This is a genomic window from Pseudomonas sp. 32_A, from assembly GCF_017490905.1.
GTDB classification, from domain to species: Bacteria; Pseudomonadota; Gammaproteobacteria; order Pseudomonadales; family Pseudomonadaceae; genus Aquipseudomonas; species Aquipseudomonas inefficax.
Genome location: NZ_JAFGYI010000022.1, coordinates 41,833 through 56,616, shown reverse-complemented (window position 1 = coordinate 56,616; position 14,784 = coordinate 41,833). Strand labels below are relative to the sequence as shown.

The following is a 14,784-nucleotide window of genomic DNA, read 5'->3' as shown; positions in this document are numbered from 1 at the left end:
GGTGCAGAGATCCTGGGGCCGCTGCGCGCCCCATCGCGACACAAGGCCGCTCCTACACGGGCCAATACAGCCAGAACAGGTAAAACAAAAAGCCCCCGGCTCGTGAGAACCGGGGGCTTTTTATTACAAGGGCAGGGCCTTACATGTTCGGGTAGTTCGGCCCGCCAGCGCCTTCAGGGGTGACCCAGGTGATGTTCTGGGCCGGGTCCTTGATGTCGCAGGTCTTGCAGTGCACGCAGTTCTGCGCGTTGATCTGGAAGCGCTTGTTGCCGTCTTCCTGGGTGACCACTTCGTACACGCCCGCCGGGCAGTAGCGCTGGGCCGGCTCGTCGTACAGCGGCAGGTTGCTGGCGATCGGCACGTTCGGGTCGGCAAGCTTCAGGTGGCAGGGTTGTTCCTCTTCGTGGTTGGTGCTGGAGAGGAATACCGAGCTGAGCTTGTCGAAGCTGAGCTTGCCGTCCGGTTTCGGGTAATCGATCTTCTGCGACTCGGCCGCCAGCTTGAGGCAGGCGTAGTCCGGCTTGGTGTCGTGCAGGGTGAACGGCAGCTTGCCGCCGAACCAGTTCTGGTCCACATAGTTGAACGCTGCGCCCAGCAGTGGGCCGAACTTGTGCATGGCCGGGCCGAAGTTGCGGCTGGCGAACAGTTCTTCGTACAGCCAGCTGGCCTTGAAGGCGCTGACGTAGCCGTTCAGCTGGTCGCCGCCTTCGCTGCCGGCGAGCAGAGCGTCGGCCACCGCTTCGGCGGCCAGCATGCCGGACTTCATCGCGGTGTGGCTGCCCTTGATCTTGGCGAAGTTAAGGGTGCCCAGGTCACAGCCGATCAGCGCGCCGCCGTTGAAGACCATCTTCGGCAGCGAGTTGAAGCCGCCCTTGCAGATGGCACGGGCACCATAGCTGATGCGCTTGCCACCTTCGAGGTATTGCGCCATCACCGGGTGGTGCTTCAGGCGCTGGAACTCGTCGAACGGCGACAGGTACGGGTTGGCGTAGGACAGGTCGACGATCAGGCCGACCACCACCTGGTTGTTTTCCAGGTGATAGAGGAACGAACCACCGGTGTTGTCCTTGGCCATCACATCCAGCGGCCAGCCGGCGGTGTGCACCACCAGGCCCTGCTCGTGCTTGGCCGGGTCGATTTCCCAGATTTCCTTCAGGCCGATGCCGTAGTGCTGGACGTCGGATTCGCTATCCAGGTTGAAGCGCTTGATCAGCTGCTTGCCGATGTGGCCACGGCAACCTTCGGCAAACAGGGTGTACTTGCCACGCAGCTCCATGCCAGGGGTGTACATGCCATCTTTCGGGTTGCCTTCACGGTCGACGCCCATGTCACCGGTGACAATGCCGCGCACCACGCCGTTTTCATCGAACAGCGCTTCCTGGGCGGCGAAGCCCGGGTAGACTTCCACGCCCAGGTTCTCGGCCTGCTGGGCCAGCCAGCGGCACAGGTTGCCCAGCGAGATGATGTAGTTGCCCTGGTTGTGCATGGTCTTGGGCACGAACAGGTCAGGCACCTTGGTCGAACTGCCGGCATCCTTGAGCACGTAGATGTCGTCACGCTTCACTTCAGTGTTCAGCGGCGCGCCGAGCTCTTTCCAGTCTGGGAACAGCTCGTTCAGGGCGCGAGGTTCGAACACTGCGCCGGAGAGGATGTGGGCGCCGACTTCAGAGCCTTTTTCCACCACGCAGACGCTGATTTCGCTACCGGCTTCGGCGGCCTTCTGCTTCAGGCGGCAGGCGGCGGACAGGCCCGCCGGGCCTGCGCCGACGATGACCACGTCGAATTCCATGTATTCGCGTTCCACTGGTTCTCTCCTACTCATCAAGGCTCGTGCTGTTGCTTTGTCTTATGGGTGCGCGGGGCATTCGCAGCGGTTCTACGCAACGGCGGAACTGTAGCTGGGCAAATGACGGACTACACCGTTTTGTCTTGGCCGCGCATTATATCTACACCACTTGGCGGGTCCAATACAAACGTTTGTTTGAATTTGCCGCAGGCCAGTAAAATCACAGGAACGCGGCTGGAGGGTGACCGATTTGCCGTATTGACCGGATTGGGTGTTACGGTCAAGATACGAGCGGTTTTACGTTCGCCGTAGGCTTGCAGCCGGGCGCAGGTACACCTCTAAAGACCAGGTGTGGAGCAGGGTTTTGCGGCCTTGGGCCGGTTTGTAGTGGAGTTTACACGCCACGACAGGAAATGACCCGTAAGTATTCGTCGCAAGAGTCCGGACAAGACTGTTCGGTCACTGTGAAGTTACCGCCTCCCGGTACGTTTTTAGAGGTGCCCTTGTACCCACGCGCATCGCCGGGCCTGGCCCCAGGCGACTATCTATTCACCGGAGAGTAACGAGGAATCCATGAAGGTTCTTGTAGCTGTCAAACGAGTGGTCGACTACAACGTCAAGGTTCGCGTCAAGGCGGACAACTCCGGCGTCGACCTTGCTAACGTCAAGATGTCCATGAACCCCTTCTGCGAAATCGCCGTGGAAGAAGCCGTACGCCTGAAGGAAAAGGGCGTCGCCACCGAGATCGTCGTTGTTTCCGTCGGCCCGACCACTGCCCAGGAGCAGCTGCGTACCGCCCTGGCCCTGGGTGCCGACCGTGCCATCCTGGTCGAAGCCGCTGACGAACTGAATTCCCTGGCCGTGGCCAAGGCGCTGAAAGCCGTTGTCGACAAAGAGCAGCCGCAGCTGGTCATCCTCGGCAAGCAGGCCATCGACAGCGACAACAACCAGACCGGCCAGATGCTGGCTGCGCTGACCGGCTTCGCCCAGGGCACCTTCGCCTCCAAGGTCGAAGTGGCTGGCGACAAGCTGAACGTCACCCGTGAAATCGACGGCGGCCTGCAGACCGTTGCACTGAACCTGCCGGCCATCGTCACCACCGACTTGCGCCTGAACGAGCCACGCTACGCGTCGCTGCCGAACATCATGAAGGCCAAGAAGAAGCCGCTGGAGACCGTCACTCCAGACGCGCTGGGTGTTTCCCTCGCCTCCACCAACAAGACCCTGAAGGTTGAAGCCCCGGCTGCCCGCAGCGCTGGCATCAAGGTCAAATCGGTGGCCGAACTGGTCGAGAAGCTGAAGAACGAAGCGAAGGTAATCTAAATGACTATCCTGGTTGTCGCTGAATACGAAAACGGTGCCGTAGCCCCGGCCACCCTGAACACTGTTGCTGCTGCCGCCAAGATCGGTGGTGATGTGCACGTGCTGGTTGCTGGCCAGAACGTGGGCGGCGTTGCCGAATCCGCAGCCAAGATCGCTGGCGTGGCCAAGGTACTGGTTGCCGATAACGCCGCCTACGCTCACGCCCTGCCAGAAAACGTCGCGCCGCTGATCGTCGAGCTGGCCAAGGGTTACAGCCACGTGCTGGCCCCGGCCACCACCAACGGCAAGAACATCCTGCCGCGCGTTGCCGCGCTGCTGGACGTGGACCAGATCTCCGAGATCATCTCGGTCGAGTCCGCCGACACCTTCAAGCGCCCGATCTATGCCGGTAACGCCATTGCCACCGTGCAATCGAGCGCCGCCATCAAGGTCATCACCGTGCGTACCACCGGCTTCGACGCCGTGGCCGCCGAAGGTGGTTCGGCTGCCATCGAAGCCGTCGGCGCCGCGCACAACGCCGGCATCTCGGCCTTCGTTGGTGAAGAGCTGGCCAAGTCCGACCGCCCAGAGCTGACTGCTGCCAAGATCGTCGTTTCCGGCGGCCGTGGCATGGGCAACGGTGACAACTTCAAGCACCTGTACAGCCTGGCCGACAAGCTCGGCGCTGCCGTCGGTGCTTCGCGCGCCGCGGTCGACGCAGGCTTCGTGCCGAACGACATGCAGGTCGGCCAGACCGGCAAGATCGTAGCGCCACAGCTGTACATCGCCGTCGGTATCTCCGGCGCGATCCAGCACCTGGCCGGCATGAAGGACTCCAAGGTGATCGTGGCGATCAACAAGGACGAAGAAGCGCCGATCTTCCAGGTAGCCGACTACGGCCTGGTCGCTGACCTGTTCGAAGCGGTTCCGGAGCTGGAAAAGCTGGTCTGATCCGCCTGCTTCACTTATAAAGAACCCGGCCCTTGTACAGGGGGCCGGGTTTTTTTATGACCTGTCCTGGCCCCTGTAGGAGCAGCCTTGTGCTGCGAAGAGGCAGTCACAGCCATAGATATTTGTTGTTCATGCAGGCCCTTTCGCAGCACAAGGCTGCTCCTACAGGGGCGGCGTGTGCCGCTAGGGTGCGAAGCAATACAAGGAGTGAGGGATGACGTTGCGCGGAACGGGCTGGGCGCTGGCATGTGTGGCGCTGTTGATGTCGCCACTGGCCATGGCCGCAGGTAAATGCGAACGCCTGGTAGCAACCGGCAGCCCTGATGCGCCGCCCTATTCATGGCAGGACCCGAACGACCCGAAACACCTGATCGGCGCCAACGTCGACCTGCTGCGCCAGGTGGCTGGCGAGCTGGGCGTGAAAGTGGAGGTGCTGAGCGCCGGCCGTCGTGACCAGGCGCTGGAAGAGGTACGCAGCGGGCGCATGGACCTGCTGCTCGACACCCCCATGCAGGTGGAGCAACTGACTGCGCTGGACTATATCCACCCACCCTTGCAGCTCAACGAATACCTGGTGTGGACGCGCCACGACGCCACACTGGCCTTCGAAGGCCCGGCGGACCTGGCGCAGTACCAGGGCAGTTTGTCCGAGCGCGCGCGGCTGACCCCGGCCTTTACCGCTTTCGCCAAGGCCCAGCTGAAGCTGGTGCCGGCACAGAACCTGACCCAGGCGTTCCAGAAGCTGGTGCTCGGCCAGGTAGATTATGTGCTCGCTGGCCGCTATTCGGGCATGGCCATGGCCCAGAGCCTGGGCATGAGCAATGACCTGATCGCCCGCGGCCTGCCGGTGGATCGGCCGGGTCTGTACTTGGCCCTGTCCCACAATTCGGCTTGCAATGACAGCTGGTTGCGTGGGCAACTGGCGAAAAAACTGACAGAATTGCCGATCTCCGGTGCGTCCGAAGCCGTGCTGCAACGTAATGTCGAGCGCTGGAAAGCGCAGCTGCAGGTGCCGTCGGACGCCCCCAAACATTAGGAAGATTGCGTGAGAACCCAACCATTAATCCTTGCCCTGGCCGTGCTTGGCCTGGCTGGCTGCGCCAACGATCCGGCCCCTGACGAGCAGATGCGCATCTCCGAACAGGCACTGGCGCAGGCCAGGGCCGTCGGTGCCACCGAGCAGGTCGATGCGCTCAAGCTGGCTGAAGACAAGCTGGCCCGGGCCAAGACCAACATGCTCACCGAAGACTACCGCGATGCGCGCATGCGTGCCGAGCAGGCCGAACTGGATGCACGCCTGGCCGAGGCCCAGGTGTTGAACCAGAAGAGCGAAGAGCAGCTGCAATTGCTGCAGTCGCGGGTGCAGCGCCTGCGCAAGCAGTTGGAGGTGCAGCCATGATCCGTCGTGTGCCATTGGCCGCGCTGGCCGTGCTGGCGCTGGCCGCAGGTTTGCAAGGTTGCGCCAGCCAGCGCAGCAGCGCAGCACTGGATGACGCTGCCGCGGCCTTCCAGAAGGTCAAGGATGATTCCAATGTGCTGCGCAGTGCGCCGCGTGACGTGATTCGCGCCGGCGAGTCGCTGGCCCGCGCCGAGCGCCTGTCCAGCTACATCGGCACCGGTGCCGACGTGCGCCATTACGCCTACCTGAGCCAGCGCTACAGCGAAATTGCCAGCGAGCATGCCAAGCTGGCGCTGAACCAGGAGCGCCAGGCCAAGCTCGACCTGGAGCGCCAGCGCCTGCAGCTGGCCCTGCGTGAGGCCAAACTGGCCAGTGTTCAGCAGCAGGGCAAGTGGGTCGAGTCGCAGATCGCTGCGCTGGCCTCCGAGCAGGCCGACCGTGGTCTGGTAATGACCCTGGGGGACGTGCTGTTCGACACCGGCCGCGCCGACCTGAAGAACTCGGCAAGCCGTACCGTGCTCAAGCTGGTGCAGTTCCTTCAGCTCAATCCGCGCCGGGTGGTGCGGATCGAGGGCTACACCGACAGTACCGGGCCGGCCGAAGAAAACCTGAAGCTGTCCCGCGACCGGGCGCAGGCCGTGGCCGACATGCTGGTGGACCTGGGCATTGACGAGAAGCGTCTGCAGGTCGAGGGGTACGGCGACCAGTACCCGATCGAGGCCAATGCCTCGGAGCGGGGCAGGGCGCAGAACCGCCGCGTGGAGATCGTGTTCTCCGATGACAAGGGCAAGCTGGCGCCAGCGCGCTGACCGCTTGGCGGTGCGGTGGATGGCACCGGCTTTGCCGGTGTTCGCGGCTAAAGCCGCTCCCACAGGTACAGTGTTAACTTCAAGGTATGCACGGTTCCTGTAGGAGCGGCCTCGTGTCGCGAAAGGGGCGCAAAGCGCTCCCGGCTTTTCGTCGGCATACCCAGACTTGATCGTTTCCATCGCTGTCACGCAACTGTATTGTTGACTATCCTGCCATCTGTCCCAGTACACTTTGCAACTGTTACGGTATCCTCTACCGTCAGTGAGCGACACAAGAACAACGAGCCCGTCCGCGCGTCGAGAGCCAGCCATGACCAACCTGCTGCTGTACCAGCGTATCGCCCAGCAACTGGCCGATGACATCCGTCGCGGTGTCTACCAGCCAGGCGAGCGGGTACCCTCCGTGCGCAAGATGAGCGCCCAGCTCAACGTCAGCCATGCCACGGTGCTGCAGGCCTATGCCAATCTCGAGGACCAGGGGCTGATCCGTGCGCGGCCGCAGTCCGGCTACTATGTGCACCAGACCCCGGCCCTGACTGCGCAGACGCCGGACATCGCTCGGGTAGAGCGCCCCGGCCTGGTCACCCGCGCCAGTATCATCCAGCAGGTACTGACCGAGGCTCGCCGTGATGGCGTGTTCCCGTTCGGCGCCGCGGTGCCGCACGTCGACTATCTGCCGGTCCGTGCCTTGCACCAGCAGATTGCCAAGGTGACGCGCTTCCACAGTCCGCGTGCCTTCAGCTACATGTTCAGCCCCGGTTTCGAGCCGCTGCGCCGGCAGATCGCCATTCGCATGCGTGATGCCGGTGTGCTGGTCGACCCGCGTGAAGTGATCGTGACCCATGGCTGTGTCGATGCGCTGCAGATGTCGCTGCGCGTGCTGACTCGTCCGGGCGACCTGATTGCCGCCGAATCGCCTACCTATTACGGGCTGTTGCAACTGGCTGACCTGCTGGGCCTGAAGGTGATCGAGATCCCCAGCGACCCCTCCACCGGCATCAGCCTCGAGGCCCTGCAGCTGGCGGCCAACCAATGGTCTATCAAGGCCCTGGTCCTGACCGCGCGCCTTAGCAACCCGCTGGGTGGCACTGTCCCGGAAGAGCGGCAGAAGCAGTTGCTGCGCCTGGCGTCGGACTTCGATATCCAGATTGTCGAGGATGACATCTATGGCGAATTGATGTTCGAGCAGGGCAAGACCAAGGCGCTGAAGGCGTTCGACCGGCTGGACCGAGTGATCTACTGCTCGAGTTTTTCCAAGACCCTGTCCCCCGGGGTGCGGGTCGGCTGGATGGTCGCCGGTCGCTATCAGGATGAAATCCAGCGCCTGCAAACCTTCACCACCCACTCGGCCTGCAGCGTGACGCAGATGGGTGTGGCGGCCTACCTGGAAAATGGCGGCTACGACCGGCACCTGCGTTACATTCGCCAGGAGTACCGCAAGAACCTCAGTGCCTACCAGCTGGCGGTGCAGCAGCACTTCCCCGAGGGTACCCAGATGACCCGGCCGACGGGCGGTTTCATTCTGTGGGTGAGCCTGCCGGGGCGGGTCAATACCCAGGAGCTGCATGTGCGCGCGCTGGAGCAGGGCATCAGTATTGCGCCGGGGCTGATCTTCAGTAATACCGAGCAGTTCAACCACTGCATACGCCTTAATTGCGGCATACCCTGGAACAAAGAGGCCGAGCGCGCGGTGATCACGCTCGGTTTGCTGGCCCAGCAATTGTGCCGGGAGCCAGCGGCAGCCCTTTTGTAGGCTTGCCACGCGCCCGTGGAACAGGGAGCATACGCACTTTTCCTGCCAGCCTGTCCATTTGCCATGAATGCTTTGCGCCGTTTTGCCCTGATTCTGTGTCTTGTACCGCTGTGCAGCCTGGCTGGTGTTGCCCAGGCTGCGCAGCCGGCAGGCCAGGCGCAGGCGGCCAAGCCGGTGCAGAAAGCCAAGCCGGCGCAGAAGGCTGCAGCCAGGCCTGCGCACAAGCAGGCGGCAAAAAAAACCGGTAGCAGCAAGGCCAGGGCGGCACGCAAGCCGGTGAGCAAGGAGATTGCCCAGCCGCTACCCAAGGCGAAGCTTGACCTCAGCCTGCCGGCCGACATGGTCGATAACCTTGAGCCGAATGTGGGCAGCCCTTCGCCGATACAGCGACGCAAACCTTTGCTGCCGCCCATGTTCACTGAAAAGCCGGAGACCAGTGACAGCCCGTTCCAGCTCAATGGCCGGTTGATCAGCAACGAAATGCAGCTGCAGCTGCGCAATGACAGCCGTCGCGACGTGGAAGGGGCGGCCATCGATTTCGAGTACCGCCAGTAGCCGGTGAACTGACTGCCGGGTCACGGCAGATTTCATCATGCCAGCAATTTCAAACGCCTGTTTGAGCGGTTACTATCCAGGGACGTTCGTCCCGTTTTGTTCCAGGGAGTCCTGATTTGGTGAATAGCCATGAATTGCCGTGAGGGTTGTGGTGCCTGCTGCATCGCCCCGTCCATCACCTCTGCGATGCCGCGCATGCCCAATGGCAAGCCGGCTGGCGAGCGCTGCCTGCACCTGACCGTCGACAACCTCTGCGACCTGTTCGGCAAGCCCGAGCGGCCGGCAGTGTGTGGCGGTTTCAAGGCGGATGTCGAGGTGTGCGGCAGTGACCGTGACGAGGCCATCAGGATTCTCGGTTGGTGGGAGCAGATGACGGCGGCGTGACAGCTGGATCTTCGACAACAAGGATAAACATGATGAGATCGTTCAAGCGTATTGCACTGCTGTGTGGCATGGGTGTTCTGCTGTCGCCTGCGGCCTGGGCCGAAAACTGGCAGGTGGCCAAGGACGAGGAGGGGATCAAGGTTTCCCTCAGCGAAGTGGCCGGTTCCAAGTACAAGGCCTATCAAGGCGTCACCTTGATCAAGGCGCCGCTGGCCAAGGTGCAGGCGTTGCAGGAGGACGTGGCCGGGGCTTGTGCCTGGATTCACGAATGCAAGTCGCAGAAGCTGCTCAAGCACGAAGGTGATCAGAGCTGGACCTACACCCAGTTCAATACGCCATGGCCGGTGACGCCGCGGGACTCGGTGTTGCATGTGACCACGGTCAAGGGGGCTGATGGCAGCCTGGTGCGCAACCTGAAGGAAGAGCCGACCTATATCCCGGAAGAGAAGGGCTTTGTGCGGGTCGCGAAGGTCGAAGGCTTCTGGAAACTGGTGCCCAAGGGTGACAGCACGGAAGTGACCTATCAGGTACACACCGAGCCGGGCGGTAGCGTGCCGGCGATGGTGGCCAACAAGTTCGTGGTGGATGCGCCGTTCAATACCCTGAAAGGGTTGCGGGAGCGGGCTGAGAAAAACTGAGGCATTGTACTGTCTGTACTGGCCTCTTCGCGGGTAAACCCGCTCCCACAGGATCTCCACAGATCTGCGGGCCTGTGGGGGCCCTGTGGGAGCGGGTTTACCCGCGAAGAGGCCGGCACAGGAAAGCAGAAATAAGAAAGGCTGCCCGAGGGCAGCCTTCTTGCGTTCGGCGATCAACGCTTACTTGCGATCCTGCAGTGCAACGATGTCGCGCTTCTGCTCGCCGGTGTACAGCTGGCGCGGGCGGCCGATCTTGTACGGGCTGGAGAGCATTTCTTTCCAGTGCGAGATCCAGCCCACGGTACGTGCCAGGGCGAAGATAACGGTGAACATGCTGGTCGGAATGCCGATCGCCTTGAGGATGATCCCCGAGTAGAAGTCGACGTTCGGGTACAGCGAGCGCTCGATGAAGTACGGATCGGTCAGGGCGATCTCTTCCAGGCGCATGGCCAGTTCCAGCTGCGGGTCGTTCTTGATGCCCAGTTCGCGCAGGACTTCGTCGCAGGTCTGCTTCATCACGGTGGCGCGCGGGTCGCGGTTCTTGTACACGCGATGACCGAAGCCCATGAGCTTGAACGGGTCGTTCTTGTCCTTGGCCTTGGCGATGAACTTGTCGATGTTGGAGACATCGCCGATTTCATCGAGCATGGTCAGTACCGCTTCGTTCGCACCGCCGTGGGCCGGGCCCCACAGTGCGGCGATGCCGGCGGCGATACAGGCGAACGGGTTGGCACCCGACGAACCGGCCAGACGAACGGTAGAAGTGGAGGCGTTCTGCTCGTGGTCGGCGTGGAGGATGAAGATCCGGTCCATCGCCTTGGCCAGCACCGGGCTGATCGGTTTGATCTCGCACGGGGTGTTGAACATCATGTGCAGGAAGTTTTCCGCGTACGACAGGTCGTTGCGCGGGTACATCATCGGCTGGCCCATGGAGTACTTGTAAACCATCGCGGCCAGGGTCGGCATCTTGGCGACCAGGCGCACCGCGGAAATTTCGCGGTGTTGCGGGTTATTGATGTCCAGGGAGTCGTGATAGAACGCCGACAGGGCGCCGACCACGCCGCACATCACCGCCATCGGGTGGGCGTCGCGGCGGAAGCCGTTGAAGAAGGACTTCAGCTGCTCGTGAACCATCGTGTGGTTCTTCACGGTGCTGACGAACTGGGCCTTCTGCTCGGCATTCGGCAGTTCGCCGTTGAGCAGCAGGTAGCAGGTTTCGAGGTAGTCGGACTGTTCGGCGAGTTGCTCGATCGGGTAGCCGCGGTGCAGCAGGATACCTTTGTCGCCGTCAATGTAGGTGATCTTCGACTCGCACGAGGCAGTCGCCATGAAACCAGGGTCGAAGGTGAAGTGACCAGTGGCCCCCAACCCGCGGACGTCGATTACATCAGGACCAACGGTGCCGGTTAAAATGGGCAGCTCGACGGGGGCAGCGCCCTCGATGACCAACTGCGCTTTTTTGTCAGCCATGTGGCCTCCTATTAATGCTTGAAATCATCAGACAGACCCCCCACGCAGGGCCCGCACCACTATAGAGGGATAAATTCAGATGTCAATTTGCCTAAAGGCTTGTTGAAACAGGCATTGAGGCCTGATTTTTCGCGAAATTCTCGCCCATTTACGCCTTTTGCAAGCTAAAGGCAATGCGCTATTTGGGCTACCCCGTCACGTTGTCATAAGCAGCCTAACTGTCTATACTCGCAACCCGACCGCCAGGGGCTTGCAAGCCCGAACTGCTGGGGGTCGCCGTTCCCTGGGTGGTGGGTACCTGACCAGTACACTTACCAACAACTTTGCCCTGATTCGCTAGGGGCTCTTCAGTGTGAAAAAAGCCGTGAAAAGCCAACGACCTGTAAACCTAGACCTAAGGACCATCAAGCTCCCCGTCACTGCGTACACGTCCATCCTGCATCGTATCTCCGGCGTCATCCTGTTCCTCGGCCTTGCCATCATGCTTTATGCACTGGGCAAGTCGCTGGGTTCCGAGGAAGGCTTCGGTGAGGTGAAGGCGTGTCTGACCAGCCCGCTGGCCAAATTCGTGACCTGGGGCCTGCTGTCCGCCCTGCTTTATCACCTCGTGGCAGGTGTACGTCACCTGATCATGGACATGGGCATCGGTGAGACGCTGGAAGGCGGCAAGCTGGGCTCGAAAATCGTGATCGTCATCTCCGTGGTGCTGATCGTTCTGGTGGGAGTTTGGGTATGGTAACCAATGTCACGAACCTGTCGCGTTCGGGCCTCTATGACTGGATGGCGCAGCGCGTTTCTGCGGTCGTTCTCGCGGCTTACTTCCTCTTCCTGATCGGCTACGTGGTCGCCCACCCAGGCATCGACTACACCCAGTGGCATGGTCTGTTCTCCAACAACGCGATGCGGATCTTCAGTCTGCTGGCCCTCGTTGCCCTGGGCGCTCACGCCTGGGTCGGCATGTGGACCATTGCGACCGACTACCTGACGCCAATGTCGTTCGGCAAGTCGGCAACTGCGATTCGTTTCCTGTTCCAGGCGGTATGCGGCGTTGCGATGTTCGCTTACTTCGTCTGGGGTGTGCAGATTCTCTGGGGTATCTGATCCATGGCTAGCATTCCAACCATTTCCTTCGACGCCATCATCATCGGTGGCGGCGGCGCCGGCATGCGCGCTGCGCTGCAGCTGGCTCAAGGCGGCCACAAGACTGCCGTGGTCACCAAGGTCTTCCCGACCCGTTCGCACACTGTATCCGCCCAGGGCGGCATCACCTGCGCCATCGCTTCGGCCGACCCGAACGACGACTGGCGCTGGCACATGTACGATACCGTCAAGGGCTCCGACTACATCGGTGACCAGGACGCTATCGAATACATGTGTCAGGAAGGCCCGGCTGCGGTCTTCGAGCTGGACCACATGGGCCTGCCGTTCTCGCGTACCGAAACCGGTCGTATCTACCAGCGTCCGTTCGGTGGTCAGTCCAAGGACTTCGGCAAGGGTGGCCAGGCTGCCCGTACCTGCGCCGCTTCCGACCGTACCGGTCACGCGCTGCTGCACACCCTGTACCAGGGCAACCTGAAAGCCGGCACCACTTTCCTCAACGAGTACTACGCAGTTGACCTGGTGAAGAACCAGGACGGCGCATTCGTTGGCGTGATCGCGATCTGCATCGAAACCGGCGAGACCCTGTACATCAAGTCCAAGGCCACCGTGCTGGCCACTGGCGGTGCCGGCCGTATCTACGCCTCCACCACCAACGCCCTGATCAACACCGGTGACGGCGTGGGCATGGCCCTGCGTGCCGGCGTGCCGGTGCAGGACATCGAAATGTGGCAGTTCCACCCGACCGGCATCGCCGGCGCCGGTGTACTGGTCACCGAAGGTTGCCGCGGTGAGGGTGGCTACCTGATCAACGCCCACGGCGAGCGCTTCATGGAGCGTTATGCGCCGAACGCGAAAGACCTGGCCGGCCGCGACGTGGTCGCCCGTTCCATGGTCAAGGAAATCATCGCCGGCAACGGCGTGGGCCCGAACAAGGACCACGTACTGCTGAAGCTGGACCACCTGGGCGAGGAAGTGCTGCACAGCCGCCTGCCAGGTATCTGCGAACTGTCCAAGACCTTCGCCCACGTCGACCCTGTGGTCGCGCCGGTGCCGGTCATCCCGACCTGCCACTACATGATGGGCGGCGTTGCCACCAACATTCATGGCCAGGCCATCACCATGGACGCCGAAGGCAACGATCACATCATCCCGGGCCTGTTCGCCGTAGGTGAAGTGGCGTGCGTATCGGTACACGGTGCCAACCGCCTGGGCGGCAACTCGCTGCTCGACCTGGTGGTGTTCGGCCGTGCCGCCGGCCTGCACCTGGAGAAGGCGCTGACCGAAGGCGTGGAATACCGCGATGCCAGCGACACCGACGTCGATGTTGCCCTGAACCGCCTGAACAAGCTGAACGAGCGCACCACCGGTGAAGACGTTGCCAGCCTGAAGCGCGAGCTGCAGAGCTGCATGCAGAACTACTTCGGTGTATTCCGTACTGGCGAATACATGCAGAAGGGTATCGAGCAACTGGCCGGTCTGCGTGACCGTATCGCCAACGTCAAGATCAACGACAAGTCCCAGGCCTTCAACACCGCGCGTATCGAAGCGCTGGAGCTGCAGAACCTGCTGGAAGTCGCCGAAGCTACCGCCATTGCGGCCGAAGCCCGTAAAGAGTCCCGCGGCGCTCACGCCCGTGAAGACTTCGAAGACCGTGACGACGAAAACTGGCTGTGCCACACCCTGTACTACCCGGGTGAGAAGCGCGTCGCCAAGCGTGGCGTCAACTTTGCGCCGAAGACTGTTCCAGCCTTCGAACCAAAAGTCCGGACTTACTGAGGATGGCCGCTATGTTGCAAGTCGAAGTTTATCGTTACAACCCGGACACCGATTCGGCGCCAAAGATGCAGACCTTCCAGGTCGATACCGGCGGCAAGGACCTGATGGTGCTGGACGTGCTGGCACTGATCAAAGAGCAGGACGAAGGTTTCTCCTACCGTCGCTCGTGCCGTGAAGGCGTTTGCGGTTCCGATGGCATGAACATCAACGGCAAGAACGGCCTGGCCTGCATCACCCCGCTGTCGGCGGTGGTGAAGGGCAACAAGCTGGTTCTGCGCCCGCTGCCGGGCCTGCCGGTCATTCGTGACCTGGTCGTCGACATGAGCATCTTCTACAAGCAGTACGAGAAGGTGAAGCCGTTCCTGCAGAACGATACTCCGGCGCCGGCCATCGAGCGCCTGCAGTCGCCGGAAGATCGCGACAAGCTGGACGGCCTGTACGAGTGCATCCTGTGCGCTTGCTGCTCGACCTCCTGCCCGTCGTTCTGGTGGAACCCGGACAAGTTCCTGGGCCCCGCCGCGCTGCTGCAGGCCTACCGCTTCCTGGCCGACAGCCGTGACACCAAGACCCAGGAGCGCCTGGCGTCGCTGGATGACCCGTTCAGCGTATTCCGCTGCCGCGGGATCATGAACTGCGTCAACGTTTGCCCGAAAGGTCTGAACCCGACCAAGGCAATCGGCCACGTACGTAACATGCTGCTGCAAAGCGGCACCTGATACAAAGTGTTGTACCTGCAGTAAGCCGAGGTGCGGGTGGTGAGCCCGCACTGAGGTAAAACCCGAACAAGGGCCCACAAAGCCTGCGTTCATACCTATGAAGATATGAGACCAGCAGGGGCTTTCCGGGCTGGTACCCGGAAA

Annotated in this window: 15 protein-coding genes; 13 read left to right on the top strand and 2 right to left on the bottom strand. The window is 61.8% G+C overall.

The window, feature by feature from the left end:
- Positions 1 to 139: 139 nt before the first annotated feature.
- A complete protein-coding gene (locus J5M58_RS15240; RefSeq protein WP_112252993.1) occupies positions 140 to 1,822 on the bottom strand; it encodes an electron transfer flavoprotein-ubiquinone oxidoreductase in 1,683 nt (560 codons plus the stop codon).
- 537 nt (positions 1,823 to 2,359) lie between these two features.
- On the opposite strand from J5M58_RS15240, the gene J5M58_RS15235 reads away from it, so the two are divergent.
- From J5M58_RS15235 to J5M58_RS15195, 9 genes are all read left to right on the top strand, one after another.
- Complete coding sequence (locus J5M58_RS15235; protein ID WP_014590265.1) at positions 2,360 to 3,109, top strand: electron transfer flavoprotein subunit beta/FixA family protein; 750 nt, start codon at positions 2,360 to 2,362, stop codon at positions 3,107 to 3,109.
- A complete protein-coding gene (locus J5M58_RS15230) occupies positions 3,110 to 4,039 on the top strand; it encodes an electron transfer flavoprotein subunit alpha/FixB family protein (protein WP_085691592.1) in 930 nt (309 codons plus the stop codon). It begins immediately after the preceding gene.
- A gap of 214 nt (positions 4,040 to 4,253) precedes the next feature.
- Positions 4,254 to 5,075 (top strand): ABC transporter substrate-binding protein, encoded by an 822-nt coding sequence (locus J5M58_RS15225; protein WP_112252992.1) that lies wholly within the window; start codon positions 4,254 to 4,256, stop codon positions 5,073 to 5,075.
- A 9-nt stretch (positions 5,076 to 5,084) separates the two neighbouring features.
- Positions 5,085 to 5,438 carry a DUF4398 domain-containing protein gene (locus tag J5M58_RS15220; protein WP_112252991.1) on the top strand — a complete coding sequence of 118 codons (354 nt, stop codon included), beginning with the start codon at positions 5,085 to 5,087 and terminating at the stop codon, positions 5,436 to 5,438.
- Positions 5,435 to 6,247, top strand: a complete 813-nt coding sequence (locus J5M58_RS15215; protein ID WP_112252990.1) for an OmpA family protein — start codon at positions 5,435 to 5,437, stop codon at positions 6,245 to 6,247. The genes J5M58_RS15220 and J5M58_RS15215 overlap by 4 nt, the downstream gene beginning before the upstream one ends.
- A gap of 310 nt (positions 6,248 to 6,557) precedes the next feature.
- Positions 6,558 to 8,000 (top strand): PLP-dependent aminotransferase family protein, encoded by a 1,443-nt coding sequence (locus tag J5M58_RS15210; RefSeq protein WP_112252989.1) that lies wholly within the window; start codon positions 6,558 to 6,560, stop codon positions 7,998 to 8,000.
- Between the two features lie 63 nt (positions 8,001 to 8,063).
- Positions 8,064 to 8,555: a hypothetical protein gene (locus J5M58_RS15205; protein ID WP_112252988.1), complete on the top strand. Its 492-nt coding sequence runs from the start codon at positions 8,064 to 8,066 to the stop codon at positions 8,553 to 8,555.
- 129 nt (positions 8,556 to 8,684) lie between these two features.
- Entirely contained in the window at positions 8,685 to 8,939 is a 255-nt protein-coding gene (locus J5M58_RS15200) for a YkgJ family cysteine cluster protein (protein ID WP_025339973.1), read from the top strand.
- A gap of 32 nt (positions 8,940 to 8,971) precedes the next feature.
- Positions 8,972 to 9,577, top strand: a complete 606-nt coding sequence (locus J5M58_RS15195; protein WP_112252987.1) for an START domain-containing protein — start codon at positions 8,972 to 8,974, stop codon at positions 9,575 to 9,577.
- A gap of 180 nt (positions 9,578 to 9,757) precedes the next feature.
- On the opposite strand, the gene gltA is transcribed toward J5M58_RS15195, so the two are convergent.
- A complete protein-coding gene (gene gltA / locus J5M58_RS15190) occupies positions 9,758 to 11,047 on the bottom strand; it encodes a citrate synthase (RefSeq protein ID WP_016711651.1) in 1,290 nt (429 codons plus the stop codon).
- Positions 11,048 to 11,399: 352 nt separating this feature from the next.
- Here gltA and sdhC point away from each other — a divergent pair, with 352 nt between their 5' ends.
- Genes sdhC through J5M58_RS15170 form a run of 4 tightly spaced genes read left to right on the top strand, consistent with a single transcriptional unit; the run spans position 11,400 to position 14,640 of the window.
- The gene (sdhC, locus tag J5M58_RS15185; protein WP_012315350.1) at positions 11,400 to 11,786 is read left to right on the top strand and encodes a succinate dehydrogenase, cytochrome b556 subunit; all 387 of its coding nucleotides are present in this window, start codon (positions 11,400 to 11,402) and stop codon (positions 11,784 to 11,786) included.
- Complete coding sequence (gene sdhD, locus J5M58_RS15180; RefSeq protein ID WP_003254214.1) at positions 11,780 to 12,148, top strand: succinate dehydrogenase, hydrophobic membrane anchor protein; 369 nt, start codon at positions 11,780 to 11,782, stop codon at positions 12,146 to 12,148. The genes sdhC and sdhD overlap by 7 nt, the downstream gene beginning before the upstream one ends.
- A gap of 3 nt (positions 12,149 to 12,151) precedes the next feature.
- Entirely contained in the window at positions 12,152 to 13,924 is a 1,773-nt protein-coding gene (sdhA, locus tag J5M58_RS15175; protein WP_112252986.1) for a succinate dehydrogenase flavoprotein subunit, read from the top strand.
- Positions 13,925 to 13,935: 11 nt separating this feature from the next.
- Entirely contained in the window at positions 13,936 to 14,640 is a 705-nt protein-coding gene (locus J5M58_RS15170; RefSeq protein WP_028690457.1) for a succinate dehydrogenase iron-sulfur subunit, read from the top strand.
- Positions 14,641 to 14,784: the final 144 nt, after the last annotated feature.

Excerpts from the sequence above, each read along its gene's own strand:
- J5M58_RS15235 (WP_014590265.1), top strand. The coding sequence starts at position 2,360 with ATGAAGGTTCTTGTAGCTGTCAAACGAGTGGTCGACTACAACGTCAAG.
- J5M58_RS15215 (WP_112252990.1), top strand. The coding sequence starts at position 5,435 with ATGATCCGTCGTGTGCCATTGGCCGCGCTGGCCGTGCTGGCGCTGGCC.
- sdhA (WP_112252986.1), top strand. The coding sequence starts at position 12,152 with ATGGCTAGCATTCCAACCATTTCCTTCGACGCCATCATCATCGGTGGC.
- J5M58_RS15205 (WP_112252988.1), top strand. The coding sequence starts at position 8,064 with ATGAATGCTTTGCGCCGTTTTGCCCTGATTCTGTGTCTTGTACCGCTG.
- J5M58_RS15170 (WP_028690457.1), top strand. The coding sequence starts at position 13,936 with ATGTTGCAAGTCGAAGTTTATCGTTACAACCCGGACACCGATTCGGCG.
- J5M58_RS15200 (WP_025339973.1), top strand. The coding sequence starts at position 8,685 with ATGAATTGCCGTGAGGGTTGTGGTGCCTGCTGCATCGCCCCGTCCATC.
- J5M58_RS15240 (WP_112252993.1), bottom strand. The coding sequence starts at position 1,822 with ATGAGTAGGAGAGAACCAGTGGAACGCGAATACATGGAATTCGACGTG.
- J5M58_RS15225 (WP_112252992.1), top strand. The coding sequence starts at position 4,254 with ATGACGTTGCGCGGAACGGGCTGGGCGCTGGCATGTGTGGCGCTGTTG.
- J5M58_RS15195 (WP_112252987.1), top strand. The coding sequence starts at position 8,972 with ATGAGATCGTTCAAGCGTATTGCACTGCTGTGTGGCATGGGTGTTCTG.
- J5M58_RS15210 (WP_112252989.1), top strand. The coding sequence starts at position 6,558 with ATGACCAACCTGCTGCTGTACCAGCGTATCGCCCAGCAACTGGCCGAT.
- sdhD (WP_003254214.1), top strand. The coding sequence starts at position 11,780 with ATGGTAACCAATGTCACGAACCTGTCGCGTTCGGGCCTCTATGACTGG.
- J5M58_RS15230 (WP_085691592.1), top strand. The coding sequence starts at position 3,110 with ATGACTATCCTGGTTGTCGCTGAATACGAAAACGGTGCCGTAGCCCCG.
- gltA (WP_016711651.1), bottom strand. The coding sequence starts at position 11,047 with ATGGCTGACAAAAAAGCGCAGTTGGTCATCGAGGGCGCTGCCCCCGTC.